General features: G+C 43.8%; 16 protein-coding genes. 8 read left to right on the plus strand and 8 right to left on the minus strand.

The annotated features are described in order from the left end of the window. The 3 genes from GCHA_RS23250 to GCHA_RS17845 all read right to left on the minus strand — a co-directional run. Positions 1-195: hypothetical protein (locus GCHA_RS23250; RefSeq protein WP_039992766.1), on the minus strand; the 195-nt coding region annotated here is incomplete at its 3' end. A 79-nt stretch (positions 196-274) separates the two neighbouring features. Beyond that, complete coding sequence (locus GCHA_RS17840) at positions 275-997, minus strand: hypothetical protein (protein WP_007990806.1); 723 nt, start codon at positions 995-997, stop codon at positions 275-277. After that, positions 997-1263, minus strand: coding sequence for a helix-turn-helix transcriptional regulator (locus GCHA_RS17845; protein ID WP_006992269.1), 267 nt, complete (start codon positions 1261-1263; stop codon positions 997-999). Before GCHA_RS17845 ends, GCHA_RS17840 begins: the two co-directional genes overlap by 1 nt. Positions 1264-1768: 505 nt before the next feature. On the opposite strand from GCHA_RS17845, the gene GCHA_RS17850 reads away from it, so the two are divergent. Next, positions 1769-2581, plus strand: a complete 813-nt coding sequence (locus GCHA_RS17850) for an SDR family NAD(P)-dependent oxidoreductase (RefSeq protein ID WP_007990807.1) — start codon at positions 1769-1771, stop codon at positions 2579-2581. A gap of 69 nt (positions 2582-2650) precedes the next feature. On the opposite strand, the gene GCHA_RS17855 is transcribed toward GCHA_RS17850, so the two are convergent. Further along, a complete protein-coding gene (locus GCHA_RS17855) occupies positions 2651-2896 on the minus strand; it encodes an HP1242/YdcH family protein (protein WP_007990808.1) in 246 nt (81 codons plus the stop codon). 248 nt (positions 2897-3144) lie between these two features. Next, positions 3145-4050 carry a LysR family transcriptional regulator gene (locus GCHA_RS17860; RefSeq protein WP_039992770.1) on the minus strand — a complete coding sequence of 302 codons (906 nt, stop codon included), beginning with the start codon at positions 4048-4050 and terminating at the stop codon, positions 3145-3147. Between the two features lie 105 nt (positions 4051-4155). On the opposite strand from GCHA_RS17860, the gene GCHA_RS17865 reads away from it, so the two are divergent. From GCHA_RS17865 to lysS, 5 genes are all read left to right on the plus strand, one after another. Next, positions 4156-5145, plus strand: a complete 990-nt coding sequence (locus GCHA_RS17865; protein ID WP_007990810.1) for a zinc-dependent alcohol dehydrogenase family protein — start codon at positions 4156-4158, stop codon at positions 5143-5145. Positions 5146-5453: 308 nt separating this feature from the next. Next, a complete protein-coding gene (gene prfC, locus GCHA_RS17870; protein ID WP_007990812.1) occupies positions 5454-7040 on the plus strand; it encodes a peptide chain release factor 3 in 1587 nt (528 codons plus the stop codon). Between the two features lie 75 nt (positions 7041-7115). Beyond that, positions 7116-8852, plus strand: coding sequence for an arginine--tRNA ligase (argS, locus tag GCHA_RS17875; RefSeq protein WP_007990814.1), 1737 nt, complete (start codon positions 7116-7118; stop codon positions 8850-8852). 186 nt (positions 8853-9038) lie between these two features. Beyond that, a protein-coding gene (gene prfB / locus GCHA_RS17880) for a peptide chain release factor 2 (RefSeq protein ID WP_153810723.1) occupies positions 9039-10137 on the plus strand; the annotation gives its coding sequence in 2 pieces (ribosomal slippage) (positions 9039-9113 and positions 9115-10137; 1098 coding nt in all). A gap of 44 nt (positions 10138-10181) precedes the next feature. Then, on the plus strand, positions 10182-11735 hold the full coding sequence (lysS, locus tag GCHA_RS17885; protein WP_007990817.1) for a lysine--tRNA ligase: 1554 nt from the start codon (positions 10182-10184) through the stop codon (positions 11733-11735). Positions 11736-11863: 128 nt separating this feature from the next. On the opposite strand, the gene GCHA_RS17890 is transcribed toward lysS, so the two are convergent. Genes GCHA_RS17890 through GCHA_RS17900 form a run of 3 tightly spaced genes read right to left on the minus strand, consistent with a single transcriptional unit; the run spans position 11864 to position 14096 of the window. Further along, positions 11864-12805, minus strand: coding sequence for a ketopantoate reductase family protein (locus GCHA_RS17890; RefSeq protein ID WP_007990819.1), 942 nt, complete (start codon positions 12803-12805; stop codon positions 11864-11866). A gap of 24 nt (positions 12806-12829) precedes the next feature. Next, entirely contained in the window at positions 12830-13540 is a 711-nt protein-coding gene (locus GCHA_RS17895; RefSeq protein ID WP_083881862.1) for a TIGR01621 family pseudouridine synthase, read from the minus strand. Further along, positions 13533-14096 carry an Hpt domain-containing protein gene (locus tag GCHA_RS17900; RefSeq protein WP_007990823.1) on the minus strand — a complete coding sequence of 188 codons (564 nt, stop codon included), beginning with the start codon at positions 14094-14096 and terminating at the stop codon, positions 13533-13535. The genes GCHA_RS17895 and GCHA_RS17900 overlap by 8 nt, the downstream gene beginning before the upstream one ends. Before the next feature lie 104 nt (positions 14097-14200). On the opposite strand from GCHA_RS17900, the gene GCHA_RS17905 reads away from it, so the two are divergent. Then, positions 14201-17077: a M16 family metallopeptidase gene (locus tag GCHA_RS17905; protein WP_007990825.1), complete on the plus strand. Its 2877-nt coding sequence runs from the start codon at positions 14201-14203 to the stop codon at positions 17075-17077. 103 nt (positions 17078-17180) lie between these two features. Continuing rightward, the gene (gene gshA, locus GCHA_RS17910) at positions 17181-18770 is read left to right on the plus strand and encodes a glutamate--cysteine ligase (protein ID WP_007990828.1); all 1590 of its coding nucleotides are present in this window, start codon (positions 17181-17183) and stop codon (positions 18768-18770) included. The last annotated feature ends 189 nt before the right edge of the window (positions 18771-18959 follow it).

Consider the following 18959-nt stretch of genomic DNA (forward strand, 5'->3'; position numbering starts at 1 on the left):
GCTGCTGGTCATGGCAATCACAGGCGGTTTCATTTTACTGCTAGTCATAGCAATAATTGGCGATATAACTTCACCACTAATGCTAATTATGGCATGTGAATCTCGGATTGAATTTTCAAAAAATTGGTTGCCACTGGCGATATTCAAACTGCTTGATACCAACAATATACCTAATGCTGCATTTAATACATTCATTCAAAAAACTCCACGTAATTTAGTTTATGCGGTAATTCGCACGACTGATTATGGATGTTTTATTAGTGAATGTAGAGTTTTATGCTTTTAAGGACTTTGGAGCTAACTGCTTGTAGCTTTCGTTAAAAATAGCCCAAATTGATAAGGTGCTTATAGCTCTAATAGCATAAGCACTTGAGTAGTAAAATAATACTAACTCAGAAGCACCAAAAAGGTGACGGATAAGATATTCAAGAATAACAATAATTTGAAGTATTAATGATAAGCCGTAAAGTCTATATATAATCCAATCCAAATTGATTGATTTAGCTTCTAATCTCATTATCTTGGACAGGTAGTGCTCTGTAATACTGACACGAGAAAATATCAGGTTCCTAGAAATTAATGTGATGGCGACCAGCGTCATGTTCCAATATATTTGAGGGGCCTGATAATCTTCGTACAACCAATATAATTCAGTAGTTGAAGCTAAAATTCCAATATACAAAAATATTTTTGCTGCCCAGTCATACCTTAGGTAAAAAGAAATAATGATACAGGATGGATAGATAACAAATTTCGTTAAATTTGAATCTCCCAAATACAGCCAAGTTATTTCTTCAAAGGTACGTAATAAAAATATAATTGTTATTACACCGAGCACATTTATATCTTTACGACAAATTATCGCAGTAAATACTAGAACTCCTATAAACAAAAGATCAAATAGAACAGCATTATTAAACGTTAAAATACCCGCGGCGATAAAAAGCCCTCCAAAGAGGGCCGTCATTATCTTGGGTAGGTAAGCACGAACTAACATTAGGTATGATTAAAGCCGAAATAATCCATAACAGTAGAAAAGAATGATTCACGAGTTTGTTCTGATGCTTTTTGGCGGCATACAGCCCACCACTTACTAATTACCTCAACACCGATACTGTTCATCGTTTCGGGTTTTTCATTTTCTATGGCAGAAACCGTCTCTCGAGAAATGCCAACCCGTAAAGCAAGTTCACCTTGGGTATATCCAGCTTCTTTACGAAGCGATTTAAGTTGTACACCGCTGAACTTTTTTCTACGAGACATAATGAGTAGGCTTCCTAAATATGGGCTAAACGAACATTTTAGTGAATATGAGGGCGAAAAAAGTTACCCCTCCTTGTTTGAATATAAGGGAATGTTGACAGATTGTAAATCGCTTTTAATAAAGAAATAAGATTATCCTACAAGTAAATTCTCTATAGGTTTCCAGATGTTAGATGCCTGACGTTACAGAGCGGTAGGTGAACGCCAAGCGCGCTAGGCATAGGGTTTACGCGTTGAATCGTCATGTCCATGTACATCTTGTTCGGTCATACCCCATGAGCTGCTAAACCAGTGCCAATTGCGGCCTTGTTTGTAGTGCTTAGAGGGGGATTATCAACTAATTATAAATACTGATTCCCCCCGATTGGTCATTATCAAGGGGTTACTTGAGTGTTAGTTTAAAGATGTTTTCAAAACGCAGTGCTGATATGAGCAGAGAATGAAGGCGAGCAAGTGCGTTGTAAGTAATAGCTTAAAATTTTTTTAACCTTTAGGAGAGACAGTGATGAGTAAAACAATTTTAGTAACAGGTGCCACAGACGGCATAGGTTTTGAAACCGCAAAAATGTTGCTATCTGCAGGTCATACTGTTCTTTTACACGGTCGAAGCAGCAGTAAACTGCGCGATGCACAAGCAACATTAGCTGCTGGCGCAGCCGATGATAAAACACAGTGTTATTTGGCCGACATGGCTAATTTTGGTGACGTGATTAAGCTAGCAACCGACATTAATGCAAAGCACAGTTCACTTGATGCGGTGATTAATAATGCAGGTGTGTTTAAAGTGCCCAATAGCATGACTGAAGACAAGCTAGATGTAAGATTTGCGGTCAATACTTTCGCGCCGTATATCCTAACAAAAGCATTACTGCCCATTCTTGGTAAAGGCTCTCGCGTGGTGAATGTATCCTCAGCAGCTCAGGCGCCGGTTAGTTTGGCGGCGTTAGCCGGTCAACAATCGTTAAATGATTCTCAAGCATATGCGCAAAGTAAACTTGCGCTAACCATGTGGTCTCGTCAGTTAGGATTGTCGCGAGCTGAAAATGGGCCAGTGGTTGTTTCGGTCAACCCTAAATCGTTACTGGGCAGTAAAATGGTAAAAGATGCCTATGGAATGGCTGGCAGTGATTTACGTGTTGGTGCAGATATTTTAACTAGAGCGGCATTATCGGATGAATTTCTAGAGGCTTCCGGTCAATATTACGACAATGATATTGCCCAATTTGCTCAACCTCATCCTGACGCACTCAGTGAGCAAAAAAACAAGACACTAATAACCGCGATGGACGAGATTATTCAGCGTATTACGTCTGAATAAAACCTAAATTACAAAACATGGGCTGAAGAACCAATCGAGAGTACTTCAGCCCTTATTTGCTAATACCTACTATTTGCTTTCACTCAATAGACGTTGATAAAGGGCATCTTTTAATACCGCTCTGTCGTGCTTCAACTGGTGCATGGCCTCGTCGTCAATCGGCGCATCTTTTAGTTCTAATACGCGGATCTCCTTATCTAATTCGTCATACTCTTTGGCTTTTTCTGCAAATGTTGTGTCGTTCTTATTCAATGCGGCTATGGTGTCTTTTAATTCTGGGAAATCGTTTGTCAGTGAATGATTTTCGCCTAGCATAATAACTCCTTCAAATGATGGAAAGACGTAACGCAAACCATAGACGGTTTACTTGTTTATGGTTTGCGAGACTTACAAAAGAGATAGGGACGACAGCCTACTTTGTCAATCGAATAGGCAGAAATAACTGAGATCCAAGTCGTGACTTATTTCACTAATGCCATTCCGCGTTAAGACGTGATCACTTATTAACGCGGATTGATATAATACGTACACTAATACGCCATGTTGAAATATCAGGGTTTTACTTACTCTTCTAAAGCCCTTTCCCAATAAGGTGTTTGCCCATAATATTCCAAAAAGAAGTCTATAAATGCTCGTACTTTTGGCGCTAATTGACGATTGCTTGGATATACCGCCCATATTGCTGTTTTTGACACCATTGGGTAATCTTTTAGTACTTGCACAAGTTGTCCTGATTGCAATGCTTGATAGGCGCACCAGATTGACGACATAACGAGGCCTGAGCCTTCAATACCAGCATCTCTAACCGCTTCCCCGTTATCGATACGAATTTTACCATTGGCTTTTACACTGACTGACCCTTTTTCTGCTTCGAATTCCCAGGTATCTAGCCCCATCAAATTAACACATTGATGGTTAGCAACATCTTGTGGCGTTTTTGGTTCGCCAAATTCTTTAATATATTTTGGGGATGCACACACAATTCTGCGATCAGGCGCTAATTTGCGCGCAAACAGGTTGGAGTCTTTCAATGCGGCATCGCGAATAGCGATATCAAAGCCACCTTCGACTAAATCGACGATAGAGTCGTTAAAACGAAAATCCACTGACAATTCAGGGTAGCGAGCTAAAAATTCTGCTAAGGCGGGAACAATATGCATACGACCAAAAGAGGCGGGTGCTGTTACTCTCAAAACCCCTTTGGGGTTGTGCTCACCATCGCCAATAGATGCTCTAGCGGTTTCTATATTGGTGAGTATTTCTTCTGCGTGGGGTAGAAATGCTTCGCCTTCTTCGGTTAACGACACCTTACGTGTTGTGCGATGCACAAGACGCACGCCTAAATTATCTTCGAGTTTGCTTATATAAGCACTGGCCACAGCGGGAGATAAGTCCTGTTCTTGACCGGCTGCACTGATATTGCAGGTTCTGGCGATACGTACGAAAAGCTTAAGGTGTTCAATATTCATTCTATTATCAACTAAATCTAAAAACTGATTGTAACTATTGCTCAATTATCACCACAAAGTGCAACGGTTACAATGCACTCTCTTAATCAATAAAGGGCCGTTCTGATGAAAGCGATGATTGTTAATGAATTTGGTGATTCAAGTGTTTTTAAATCTACCGTGCTAGCTAAGCCTGAGCTTAAGCCTGGTCATGTGTTAGTCCGTGTTGTAGCAAGCAGTGTGAATACAGTTGACATGATGATCAGACAAATGGGGCCTGACTTACCATTGTCACCAGCAGCCCCTGCTGTGCTCGGGATGGACTTCGCAGGTACCATCGAAGCAGTTGGTAAAGGGGTTACTGGTTATGCACCTGGCGACGAAGTTTATGGCTGTGCTGGTGGCCTAGCTGACCTACAGGGTACGCTCGCTGAATACATGCTAGCAGACAGTAAACTCATTGCGCATAAACCTAAAAATCTTACGATGCGCGAAGCGGCTGCATTACCGTTAGTGGCGATAACCGCTTACGAAGGTCTTCAACGAGCCCAAGTTAAAGAAGGTCAAAATGTGTTAGTACACGGTGGATCTGGCGGCGTTGGTCATATTGCAGTGCAATTAGCTCGTTATTTTGGAGCGAATGTATTTTCAACGGGCGGTGGTGAAAACCAATTGAACCTTATTAAAGAATTAGGCGCAACAGGCATTAATTACAAGACAGAAACCGTTGCAGATTACGTGCAAAAGCACACACAAGGCGCCGGTTTTGATGTGATATTTGACTCGGTTGGTGGTGAAAACCTACTGAACTCGTTTGAGGCCGCTGCGTTAAATGCGCATATCGCGACGACAGTATCTTTGCTGGAGCTAGATTTAACCAACGCGCATTTTAAAGGTCTTTCATTGCATGTTGTTTTTATGCTTATCCCTATGTTGCATGACCATAAGCGAGAAGTGCATGGTCAAATTTTGTCAACACTAACCGACATTATTGAAGCAGGGCACTTACGCCCAGTGTTGGATGACCTGTCTTTTAGTCTAGAAGAAGTGGGCAAAGCCCATGATCGTCTAGCCAGTGGTCAAGGGCTAGGTAAAGTGGTTATCGACATCCAGTGAACCGAATGACGGTGCTCTGTGTATAAATAATCAGCTTTTCTTTTTATACCAGATTTAAACGTATTTATAGCGTTGCTAGCGAATCATGCTAGCGTTCAAGGGGCCAATTTGGCCCCTTTTTTTGTTTTTATATTCTGATTTAAACAGAAATCAAGAGCCTTAGATGAACCATTGATTGTTTATGTGCCTAATATCAGCGAAAATAGCGCGCAATTACGATTAACATGACGGATTTGACGATTGAAGCGCTGTTTGAGGGCTTCTACCTGTGCTTACAAAACCGCGAAAACACGAGAAGATTTTATTAGATGTCTAACGCTTTAGTCCCGCAAGAAGTCTCACGCAGACGTACTTTTGCTATTATTTCTCACCCGGATGCGGGTAAAACCACCATTACAGAAAAGGTCTTATTGTTCGGAAATGCCTTGCAACGTGCAGGTACCGTAAAGGGCAAAAAGTCTGGGCAACATGCTAAGTCTGACTGGATGGAGATGGAAAAAGAGCGGGGCATATCGGTTACTACATCTGTCATGCAATTTCCTTATGCTGATTGTCTGGTTAATTTACTCGACACTCCAGGTCACGAAGACTTCTCAGAAGATACTTATCGTACGCTGACAGCCGTTGATTCTTGTTTAATGGTTATTGATGCTGCAAAAGGGGTTGAAGCACGAACCATCAAATTGATGGATGTTACCCGTTTGCGTGACACGCCGATTATTACTTTTATGAACAAGCTTGACCGTGACACCCGTGATCCCATCGATTTACTCGATGAAGTGGAAAGTGTACTCAATATCAAGTGCGCACCTATTACCTGGCCTATCGGTATGGGAAAAGAGTTTAAAGGTGTTTACCATTTACTGCGTGATGAGACGATTTTGTATGCCACAGGTCAAGGTCACACTATTCAAGAAAAGCGTGTTATTAAAGGCTTAGATAACCCTGAACTGGATACCGCCATTGGCGATTACGCAGAAGAGTTGCGTGATATGTTGGAATTGGTGAAAGGTGCATCTCACGATTTCAATTTAGACGAATTTATTGCCGGTGAATTAACCCCTGTGTTCTTTGGTACCGCGATGGGCAACTTTGGCGTCGATCACATGCTTGACGGTTTAGTCGAGTGGGCACCTACGCCCCAAGGGCGTGAAACTGACCAAGGCAAGGTTGAAGCTAAAGATGAAAAATTCAGCGGTTTCGTGTTTAAAATTCAGGCCAATATGGATCCTAAGCACAGAGACCGTATAGCCTTTTGCCGCATCGTGTCAGGCAAATATCAAAAGGGCATGAAAATGCATCAAAGCCGTATCGGTAAAGATGTACGTATTTCAGATGCCTTGACGTTTTTAGCCGGAGATCGAGAGTTGCTCGATGAAGCATACGCTGGGGATATTATTGGCTTGCACAATCATGGCTCGATTCAAATCGGTGATACCTTTACTTCAGGCGAAAAGTTCCGTTTTGCTGGTATTCCTAACTTTGCCCCTGAATTATTCAAACGTATTCGTTTGCGCGACCCATTGAAGCAAAAGCAGTTGCTCAAGGGCTTGATTCAGCTCTCAGAAGAGGGCGCTGTGCAAGTCTTTAGACCATTGCAAAATAACGACTTGATCGTGGGCGCTGTGGGTGTGTTGCAGTTTGACGTGGTTGTTGCGCGGTTAAAAGGGGAATACAACGTGGACGCAATGTATGAACACATTAATGTGGCCACCGCGCGCTGGATATACGGCAAAGATGAACGCAAAGTCGACGAGTTTCGTCGCAAAGCAGAAGCCAATTTGGCCCTTGATGGTGGCGACAACCTAACCTATATCGCCCCGACTATGGTGAATTTGTCACTTGCTCAAGAGCGCTACCCAGACATAGAGTTTCATCAAACTCGCGAACATTAATGGCTTGGGGCACCTCGCCCCAGCCAAATTGCACATACATATGTGTTCAACAAATACGATTACTGGCTTTAAAATATGAATTTACACACACTCTTATTAAACAAATTTCGTGCAGCCTTGGTGGCTATCGGTGCACCTGAAAACTCCCCAGCCCCCCTTAGTCGCGCAACCAAAGTAGGTTTTGGTGATTACCAGTTCAATGGTGCTATGGCGCTTGCGAAAGTGCTAAAGCAAAAGCCGCGGGATATCGCGGATAAAATCGTCGCTGCAGTGGAGCTTGATGGTATCGCAGAAAAACTCGAAGTTGCCGGCCCTGGATTTATCAACATATACCTAAGCAAAGATTGGTTAGCGACACAGTTGTCAGAGGCCGCGGCAGACCCGCGTTTAAACATTGAAACTCAGCCAAGCAAAACAGTCGTTGTTGATTACTCGTCACCGAATCTAGCCAAAGAAATGCACGTGGGGCATTTACGTACCACCATTATTGGTGATGCCGTGGTTAAAGCCCTCGAATTTATGGGCCATAAGGTGATCCGCCAGAATCACATGGGTGATTGGGGCACGCAGTTTGGTATGTTGTTGGCGCATTTAAACGACAAACTAGAGTCAAATCAGGTGGCGGAAACCGCTCTGTCTGATTTAGAAGATTTCTACCGCGAAGCCAAAGTACGTTTTGATGAAGAAGACGGTTTTGCCGATCGTGCCCGTGAATATGTAGTGAAACTGCAAGGGGGTGACGCTCATTGTTTGGCGCTTTGGCAAAACTTTATTGACGTATCGATTACCCACAGCGAAGAAGTGTACGACAAGCTTAACGTGAGTTTAACCCGAGCTGATATTATGGGTGAAAGCGCGTACAACCATGATTTGGCCAATGTTGTAAGTGAGCTGCAAGCAAAGGGCTTAGCGGTTGAAAGCGAAGGTGCTCAGGTGGTGTTTTTACCTGAATTAGCAGATAAAGAAGGCAAGCCCGCAGCATACATAGTGCAAAAGTCCGGTGGCGGGTACTTATATGCCACCACGGATTTAGCCGCGGTTCGCTACCGTAACAAGCAGCTACATGCTGATCGCACCCTGATATTGACTGATGCCCGCCAAGCGTTGCACTTCAAGCAAACCGAAATTGTTGCTCGTAAAGCAGGTTTTATTGAGCCTGAGCAAACTTACGAACATTGCCCATTTGGCATGATGCTAGGCAGCGACGGCCGACCTTTCAAAACCCGTACCGGCGGCACCGTAAAATTAGTTGAGTTACTTGATGAAGCCGTTGAGCGTGCCCAAGCATTATTAAGCAAGCGCGAAACCGATTTATCTACTGATGAACTGAAAGTGTTAGCCAATAAAATTGGTATCGGCGCGGTGAAATATGCAGATTTGAGTAAAAACCGTACCACAGATTACATGTTCAGCTGGGACAGCATGCTTAGCTTTGAAGGCAACACCGCACCTTATTTGCAGTATGCATATACTCGGGTGATGAGTATTTTCCGTAAGGCTGGGGTTGACCATAAAACCTTAAATGCTGCGATCACCCTTGATGCTCCACAAGAAAAAATGCTCGCAGTGAAGCAACTTCAGTACGTTGAAGCGATTAACCAAGTTATCGCTGAAGGTACCCCCCATGTGTTGTGTACCTACTTGTATGAACTTGCCAGCTTGTTTATGAGTTTTTATGAAGCGTGCCCGATGTTAAAAGAGGGCATTGCCCCTGAAGTGCGTGATAGCCGCATGACACTGGCGGCGCTAACGGCCAAAACCTTGCAATCTGGCTTGAGCCTGCTTGGCATTGACACCATGGAGCGCATGTAAACGGCGTCAGTAACATATTGTTAGTGATGAAAACACCCGCCTTATAGCGGGTGTTTTGCGTTAAGTAGGTGTCACATTTTGGCAGTAAGGTATGATTTGTTGTAACTGATAGTACAGATCTGTCATTAACAGAGAAAATCCGGTAAAATCCGCCGCCATTCAACTGCTATGACAATGTTAAGGTTTATGTTCGAAATCAATCCAATATTAAATACCATCAGTGACGTAAAGCAGCGCAGTACATCGCTTCGGGGGTACCTTTGACTATGATCAAAAGAGTGAACGCCTCGAAGAAGTTAACCGCGAATTAGAAAGTCCTGATGTGTGGAATGAGCCAGAGCGTGCTCAGGCCCTTGGAAAAGAAAAAGTTGCCCTAGAGCAAGTGGTCGAGACCATCGTTTTTCTTGAACAAGGTTGTGTTGATGTTGAAGAACTACTTGAGCTGGCTGTTGAAGAAAGCGATCAAGATACCTTTGATGAAGCTGAAAAAGATTTAGCAGTGTTGGTGGCTAAGCTAGAAACCCTTGAGTTTCGCCGTATGTTTAGCGGCCCGAATGATGCTAACGACGGTTACATTGATATTCAGTCTGGGTCCGGTGGTACTGAGGCGCAAGATTGGGCGAGCATGTTATTGCGCATGTATTTGCGTTGGGGTGAAGCCCATGGCTTTAAAACCGAGCTCATTGAAGTCTCAGACGGTGATGTCGCTGGAATAAAAAGCGCCACGATCCGTTTTGAAGGTGAATATGCGTTTGGTTGGCTGCGCACCGAAACCGGCGTGCACCGTTTGGTACGTAAATCTCCCTTTGACTCAGGTAGCCGCCGTCATACGTCATTTGCCTCTGTGTTTGCCTACCCAGAAATAGATGATGATATTGAGATTGATATCGACCCCTCTGACTTACGTATTGACACCTATCGCGCTTCTGGAGCCGGTGGTCAACACGTAAACAGAACCGACTCAGCGGTGCGTATTACCCACGAACCAACGAACATAGTGGTGCAGTGTCAAAATGACCGCTCACAACACAAGAACAAAGCCCAAGCCATGAAGCAGCTGAAAGCCAAACTGTATGAATTCGAAATGCAGAAGCAAAACGAAGAAAAACAGAGCATGGAAGACAGCAAGTCTGATATCGGTTGGGGCAGTCAAATACGCTCTTACGTATTGGACGATTCGCGCATAAAAGACTTGCGCACCGGTGTGGAAACACGCAACACACAAGCAGTGTTAGACGGTGATCTAGACAAATTCATTCAAGCCAGCTTAAAGTCAGGTTTGTAAGTTAATTCACATTTATATATAGCTAATAGAAATCAGGAAAGTCGATGACTGAACAGCAACAAGATGAAAACAAGCTCATAGCTGAGCGCCGGACTAAACTTTCGCAGATCCGTGAAAACTGCAAATCGAACGGCTTCCCTAATACCTTTCGTCGTGAATTTTATAGCCAAGATCTTCAAGCAGAGTTTGGAGAACATGAAAAAGCGGCTTTAGAAGAACTTGGTAAAGTGGTCAGTATTGCTGGGCGTATACTTGCTAAGCGCGGGCCATTCTTGTTATTGCAAGATATGACAGGTCGCATTCAAGCGTATGCGTCAAAAGACACGCAAAAAGACATTAAAGCCCGTTACACCAGTCTCGATATTGGTGACATCATTGGTGTTAAAGGTGAACTTCATAAGTCTGGTAAAGGCGATTTGTACGTCAACATGAGCGAATACCAATTGTTGACTAAGTCGTTGCGCCCATTGCCTGAAAAGTTCCATGGCCTAGCTGACCAAGAAACCAAGTACCGCCAGCGTTATGTTGACCTGATTACAAATCAACAAACCCGTGATACGTTCATGATCCGCAGTAAAATTGTAACGGGTATTCGTAACTTCTTGAGTGAGCGTAAGTTCATGGAAGTAGAAACACCTATGTTGCAGGTGATTCCCGGCGGCGCAACGGCCAAGCCGTTTACCACGCACCATAACGCATTAGACATTGATATGTATTTGCGGATCGCCCCAGAGCTTTACCTTAAGCGTTTGGTGGTAGGTGGTTTTGAACGCGTATTTGAAATTAACCGTAACTTCCGTAACGAAGGGTTATCGACGCGTCACAACCCAGAATTCACTATGCTTGAGTTTTATCAGGCCTATGCTGATTATCAAGACTTGATGAACCTAACGGAAGAAATGCTGCGCAGCGTTGCACAAGACGTGTTAGGTACGAGCATTGTGAAGAACACTATCAAGGATAGCGAAGGTAACGTAGTCGAAGAGAAAACTTACGACTTTGGCCAACCTTTCCAGCGTTTGACCATGAGCGAAGCGGTGATCAAATATTGGCCTGAAGCGAACGTTGAAGCGATCAACGATCCTGAAGCGCACCTTGATGAGCTTAAAGCGATGGCCAAGCAGCTGCACATCAAAGAGCCTGAAGTAGATGGCATATGGGGAGCAGGTAAGTACCTTTGCGAAATCTTTGAAGCCACAGCAGAAGAGCAACTTGATCAGCCTACGTTCATCACTGCATACCCGTGGGAAGTATCACCACTGGCGCGCCGCAATGACGACAATAGTTTCGTGACTGACCGTTTTGAGTTTTTCGTAGGCGGTCGTGAACTAGCAAATGGTTTCTCTGAGTTAAATGACTCAGAAGACCAAGAAGCGCGTTTCCGTAAGCAGGTAGCTGAAAAAGACGCGGGCGATGATGAAGCGATGCATTTTGACGATGACTATATTCGTGCCCTTGAATACGGTCTGCCGCCAACAGCAGGTGAGGGGATCGGTATTGACCGTTTGGTGATGTTATTCACTGACAGCCCTACGATTAAAGACGTCATCCTGTTCCCGCACATGAAGCCGGAAGTTAGCAGCGAGAAAGCTGAATAATCAGCCACTAATAATAGGTTTCGAGTATGAAAAAGAGCGCCGTTGGGCGCTCTTTTTGTATCTACACTCTGAAAAATACTCTGGCAAGCCTAACCCGCAATGTGACGCGTCACTAAGCTAATACGCCATTAAGCTAATGCTTTAATTTGGCTCACCAGCGCCGTGTTGAGTGGTACATCGATAGCGTGTTTCTCTGCTTCGCGGCAAATATAACCGTTGATATAGTCAATTTCGCTAGGGCGTTTGTGCGTAATGTCTTGATACATCGAGGAATAGTTTTCGCTGGTGGCCTGGGCAACATCAAGCACTTTTTGATAAAGCTGTTCTTCACTGCCTAAAAAGCCTAGGGCGCTCATTACCGCAGCGGTTTCTCCGCATATATCCTTTATCATGGCCTGATATTTGGCTTCTATTAGCTGGCCATTTTTGACTTTATATATCGCGGTCAGTGGATTAATAGCGGCGTTGATCGCAAGTTTATCCCAAAGCGCCTGTTCTATATTTTGCTGCCAAGAACATGGCGCTAAAAGCGTATCGAGAACCTGACTACATGACACAGTTTGTAGGGCGTCATTTTTTGGCGCGCTTTTTAGCTCGTTTTCTCGCTCGTTATGTAGCGTATTGTGTGGCGGGTTGAGTACATACCCAAGTTGGCAGTTTCCCAAACCGGTTTCAACCACGCTATGTGTATCAGGCTTATAGGCTGCATGACTGGTGGTTGCTGCAATCAGTGGGTTATTAGGAAGCAGCATTTTCGCGTCTTCGATAACCCCCATACCATTGTGCAGTAATACGATGGTTTGTGTCGGGGCTATGTAAAGTTGCATCTGCCTAAGCACATCGACTATTTGGTAGGCCTTTACCGGCAGTATGAGCATGTCATAATCATGTAGCGAGGCCAGTGCAATCGAATTGATGTCAATTTGATGAGACTGACCGGCTATGTCAGTGGCATTTAGTGTGAAATTGCGCTGCTGGCGCATAATTACCCCCACTTCTAGGTGCATTTTTATGCTTTTTAATAGGAGTAGGTTTCCAATAGCACCATTACCAACGATCGCGACTTTCACTGCTAGGTATCCTCTGTTTTTTGCCTAACTGGGGGAGGTTTTAGGCGTTGGCCAACTTTTTAACCAAGGTTCGGCATATTCTTGCTGCGCTGTTTGGCATTCTTCATCCGTAAATAGCGCGCCTTCGGTTGGTGGGCAGACTAACTGCACCAATTGACCTTGATAGGTAAAGCGCAGGCAATAGGCGTGCAGATAGGTTCGGTCTTGTGCCTGAGCTTTATATAATTCATCCCCTAAAATAGGGCTGCCCAAACTTTTTAACATGACCCTGAGTTGGTGGGTTTTACCGGTAAGTGGCTTTAGTAGAAACAAGCGAATACCGGCCGATACACTCTTACTAAAAAACTGAGAGACGGCGACAGCGTTGCCATTTTGGTTAAAAGCCCATTTCCCGTCGCGAATTTTTTTCATGGCACCTGTGACGGTACCTTGCTTTTTCTTTGGTTTAGCGCCGCCCAACGCAAGATAGTATTTTTCAATTTCCCTCGCTTCAAATAGTTTACCCAATTGGCTGGCTGCTTGCGCATGCTTGGCCAATATCAGTAAACCTGATGTGACTTTATCTAGTCGGTGGACTAACCACAGTTTATCAAATGCGTGCTGTGTACAAACCATGGGCAAAATCCCCGAGGTGCTTGCCTCATTTTGCACACTTACGCCGGGTGGTTTGTCGATAATAATGAAGTCAGGGTGATCGAAAACAACAGAAATCGGGGGAAAAGCGGAATTACTCAAGTAAAGCAATCGCCGCAGGGTAATCAAGATCGTCAATAGCGTTGCGCAACGCTGTTTGGGTATCGTTGTCCAGTGCGCAGTCTCTTATGTACTGATCGAGTTTGTCAGGGGTGATGAACTCGTTTCTTTTAAGCGCCTTAAGCAATTCTTGTTTGCCTTGAGGGTTAACTTCCCCTTGTGCAGCATTCGATGTGGCTGCATTTGCGCTTTGCACTGTATTAGCATACTCATTGGTTGTCGCTAACGTTTGCTTAAGAACAGCAATATACTGATTGCAATTGAGCGTTTCTGGCGCTTCGCTTTTAATTTGGGCTTCAAAGTCACGGCTAGCTTGGTGCAAAGCTGACATGCCTAAATTGCCACTTACCCCTTTTATGGTGTGAACTTGTTGGCGAACAGCGTCTAAATTTTGTAAGCGAATATCACTGACAAGCGTCTCTTCGACTCCTTCGTATTGTTCGTTGAACTTGCCAAGCATTTTGACTAATAAGCTCTCATTGCCGCTAAATTGGCGCAACGCAAAGTCTACATCGAAAATTACGGGGTCTTGATTCATGCACAGGATCCTTAGATCAGGTCGTCACTTACTGCTGAGTCAGCCCACAAGCTGGGTGACTTTGTTATGAATGAAAGGGTAGACTATTAAACTAGTGTAAATCAATGGGCAAGTTTCTCGTGGTAAAAAAAATCGTTATATTATCGGCATTTGCCGGCATTTTAGCCGCATGTCAACCAACCAGTTCCGTGTCACTTCCAACGACAACAAACTTACCCGAGGGGATAACCCTCATTTCCGAGCATACGGTAGATAAAAATCAGGTAGGTATTCCCTACAAGAAGTATCGCTTGGCCAATGGGTTAACAGTGGTGCTACATGAAGATCATTCTGACCCATTAGTACGTGTTGATGTCACCTACCATGTAGGCTCTGCTCGTGAGGAAGTAGGTAAGTCAGGGTTCGCGCACTTTTTTGAACATATGATGTTCCAAGGCTCAAAAAACGTTGCGGATGATGAGCATATTAAACTTGTCACCGAAGCTGGTGGGAATATGAATGGGACTACCAACTCTGATCGCACTAATTATTTTGAAACAGTACCTGCTAATCAACTTGAAAAAATGATGTGGTTAGAAGCTGATCGCATGGGCTTTTTACTGGGCTCAGTGACTCAAGAAAAATTTGAGATTCAGCGCGAAACAGTAAAGAACGAGCGTGGCCAAAGTTATGACAACCAGCCTTATGGCCTGCGCAGTGAGCGTAATTCAGAGGCGTTATATCCAGCTGGTCACCCTTATTCATGGTCGACAATTGGTTACATCGAAGACTTAAACCGAGTCAACGTAGATGACTTGAAAGCCTTCTTTAAACGTTGGTACGGGCCAAACAATGCAGTGTTAACTATAGGTGGCGACATTCAACCAGAGCAGGTTCTAAAATGGGCAAACAAGTATTTTGGGCCTATCCCGTCAGGGCCAGAAGTTGAAAACGCTGAAAAAACCTTGGTAACCCTAGATGACACTCGCTTCGTCACTTTAGAAGATGAAGTTCACTTACCTTTGTTACAGGTTACGTTTCCGACGGCCTATGTGCGTCACGAAGATGAAGCGCCTTTAGATGTGTTATCAAACATTTTAGGGGCCGGCAAAACCTCACTTTTCTATAAAAACCTCGTTAAGGATGGTTATGCTGTACAAGCATTGGTGTCACATCCTTGCCAAGAATTAGCATGCGAATTTCAACTGATCGCGCTTGCCAACCCGCAAAATAGCACCAATTTGTCTGAGCTTTATACACGGTTCGAGCAAACCCTGGCTGAATTTGAAAAGCGGGGGGTAAACGAAGATGATTTAAACCGGACTAAGGTCGGTATAGAGTCTTCCACCATTTTTGGATTGCAAAGCGTATCGGGTAAGGTTTCAACGCTTGCCTCAAATCAAACCTTCGATGGCGAGCCTGATATGGTGCAATACGATTTAAATCGCTATAACGCCGTGACTGCCGAAGACGTGATGCGAGTATATAAGCGCTATATTAAAAATAAGCCCAGTGTGGTGTTAAGCATAGTACCTAAAGGTCAGGCACAATTAGCCGCTAAGCCGGCTAACTTTGCTCCGCCAAAGCGCAACTTAGACAACCTCAGTACGGTTGAGCAGCATGTGGAACAAGCAGAAATTACAGATTCGTTCGATCGTAGCCTTGTGCCACCTGTAGGGCCTTCACCTGTGGTGAGTGTTCCGAATTTTGATCAACAAACGTTTGATAATGGGTTGACGCTTGTCACTTTAGATAGTGAAGAAACTCCTACTGTCTCTATTAGCTTTAATATGGAAGGGGGGCCGCTGCTTGACCCTATTGAAAAAGCAGGGCTGGCGTCGTTTACCGCACAAATGATGAATGAAACCACTCAGGGCTTTAGCAATGAAGAAATGGCCAATCAATTGGCGCTTTTAGGCAGTAGCATTCGCTTTGAAGCAAGTGGTCGTTATACCACAGTGCGGATCAATAGCTTGTCACGTAATCTTGATGCGACTTTAGCGTTATTTAACAAAAAGCTGTTTGCCCCTGCATTTTTAGAAAGTGATTTTGAGCGTCTAAAACAGCGCTCTGCACAATCGTTGCAACAACAGGTTAAAAACCCGTCTGTGTTAGCCAGTCGTGCGGTCAGTGAATTGCTATTCGGTGACAACAACCGTGTGAGTTTGCCTGACACGGGTACATTGCACACATTAAACAACATTAGCCTGGATGACGTAAAAGCTTACTATCAAAAATATTACTCACCGAGCATGGCTAATGTCGTTGTGGTTGGCGATATTGACCCGAAAACGATCGTGGGGTCATTGTCATTTTTGACAAACTGGTCAGCTAAATCATATGAAATAGAAGATTATGCCAAATTTCCGGAAATGGGAAAGCCTGTCATCTATTTGGTTGATAAACCGGGTGCAAAGCAATCTGTGGTGTCTATCGTTAAACCTTATCTACCCTATGATGCTACCGGTGAGCAATTTAGAAGTAAGCTGATGAATTTTGCGCTTGGCGGCGTGTTTAGCAGCCGTATTAACCTAAATTTACGTGAAGACAAAGGGTATACCTATGGTGCTTCAACAAGTTTTATCGGCGGGAAAACGTTAGGTTGGTTCGATGCCAGTGCCGATCTTAAACAAGATAATACCGCAGACGGTATTCGTGAAATGCTGAGTGAAATCAGTAAATATCATGAAAAAGGCATGACTCAGGCTGAGTTAGAGCTGATGCGCAATGCATTCACTCAAGGAGATGCGTTAGAATATGAAACACCGTCGAGCAAAGCGGGCTTCTTACGCCACCTACTTACTTACGAGTTAGATAAGTCATATCGCGCTACGCAAAATGAGATTATTCATAACATTGGTAAAGAAGAGTTGAACACGCTAGCTGCAAAAGTGCTTGATCCGGATTCAATGCAGATTGTGGTTGTTGGAGATGCTGAGGTGATCCGCGCTCAATTAGCAACCCTTGGAAGGGAAGTGGTTGACATGACCGTTGAATATTAACACCTGAATTGAGTGAAAAATAAAGTAACACAGGTCTATATTCCTTGAATTAACTTTAACGCTCCCCATTTACTGGGGGTTGCTGATATTACTGGAACTTATTTTGCAGACATTAGAAAAAGATTTTGCCGAGCGCGTGGCGCTCTTAGCTAAAGAAGACCTTGCTTCTACATTGACAGGGATCTGCCATGGAATTGAGCGTGAAGCGTTACGTATTCAACCTAATGGAAAGTTAGCGCAGACACCCCACAATGAGAAACTGGGGGCTGCATTAACCCATGAATACATTACCACTGACTTCTCTGAGTCTTTGTTGGAATTTATTACGCCTCCTGAACAAGACGCTGATAAAACTATGGGCCAATTACGTGATGTGCATAAGTTTGCTTTAGCTAATATTGATGATGAATGTCTGTGGCCGATGAGTATGCCTTGTTATATTGACGATCAAGATGAAATCCCTATCGCGCAATTTGGTTCGTCTAACGTCGGCAAAATGAAAAGTCTGTACCGAGAAGGTTTAAAGAACCGTTACGGTAGTATGATGCAAGCGATTGCGGGGGTGCATTTTAACTTTTCGTTGCCTGATACATTTTGGGATCTTTGGATAAACAAAACCCAAGGCAGCGAAAACAATAAAGAAACCAAGTCCGCTGCGTATTTTGCAATGATCAGAAATTACCGCCGTTTCTGTTGGTTAATCCCTTATTTATACGGTGCGTCTCCGGCAATATGCAGTTCGTTTGTAAAAGGGAAAAGCACCACATTACCTTTTAAAACAATAGGTAAGGGGTCGTTGTATTTACCTTATGCAACCTCCTTACGCATGAGCGATCTTGGCTACACAAACAGTGCTCAGTCGGGTTTGATGACCTGTTATAACCAAGTCGATACTTATATTGAGTCTTTGCGCAAAGCGATTAGTACGCCGTCAGACGTTTTCGAAAAATTTGCTGGCAAAAAAGACGGGCAGTATCAGCAACTCAATAGCAACGTATTACAGATAGAGAACGAGCTCTACTCGCCTATTCGTCCTAAGCAGCCAACAAAACCTTTAGAGAAGCCCACTGATGCACTGCAAGCCCGCGGTGTTGAGTACATTGAAGTGCGTGCACTTGATGTGAACCCATTTATTGATATTGGCATTGAACGCAATCAGTTTTTCTTTTTAGATGTATTTTTAGTGTACTGTGTTGTTATGCCTAGCCCAGACATGACAACTGATTCTTATCGCGAAACAGAGATGAATTTACGTGCTGTGGTCGATCATGGCCGTGACCCTTCATTAACGCTTACAAAAGACGAAGAAACGATAGCTATGACCCAATGGGCAGCTACTGTGTTTGACGGTATGAGGCAGGTAGCTAAAGTATTAGACAGTAACCTAGACGTGCCTGAATATAGTTTAGCTGTAGAGAACGAATGGCAAAAGATCCTAGATCCGGAAAAAACGCCTTCTGCTAAAGTATTGGCAATTTTACTAGCCAACGATAAGGATAATGGGGTTTTGGGGCTAGAGTTGGCATCAAGCTACAAAGCGCGTTTACATGACACTGATTATCAATTCTTTGATGCAGAGATGCTGAGCAAGCATGCAATGAACTCGCTGGAAGATCAGCGTCAAATTGAAGAGTCAGATACGGTGGGATTTGATCAGTTCTTAAGTGATTATTTTACTTATCAATTTGCTTAGTTTTTAGGTTACTTCGATTAAACCGGCTTAAGCCGGTTTTTTTGTGTTTGTTATACACTTCTCATTTGGCGTTATCAGAAAATAAAGCAAAAAAAAGCCCAGCTAAAGAGCTGGGCTAAGTAGTTTAATCGGGAACACACATAAACTAAAACACACGCTAATTATGACCGGTATCTTCGCTATTTAGTT

Origin of the sequence: Paraglaciecola chathamensis S18K6 (assembly GCA_000314955.1) — a bacterium.
Lineage (GTDB): Bacteria > Pseudomonadota > Gammaproteobacteria > Enterobacterales > Alteromonadaceae > Paraglaciecola > Paraglaciecola chathamensis.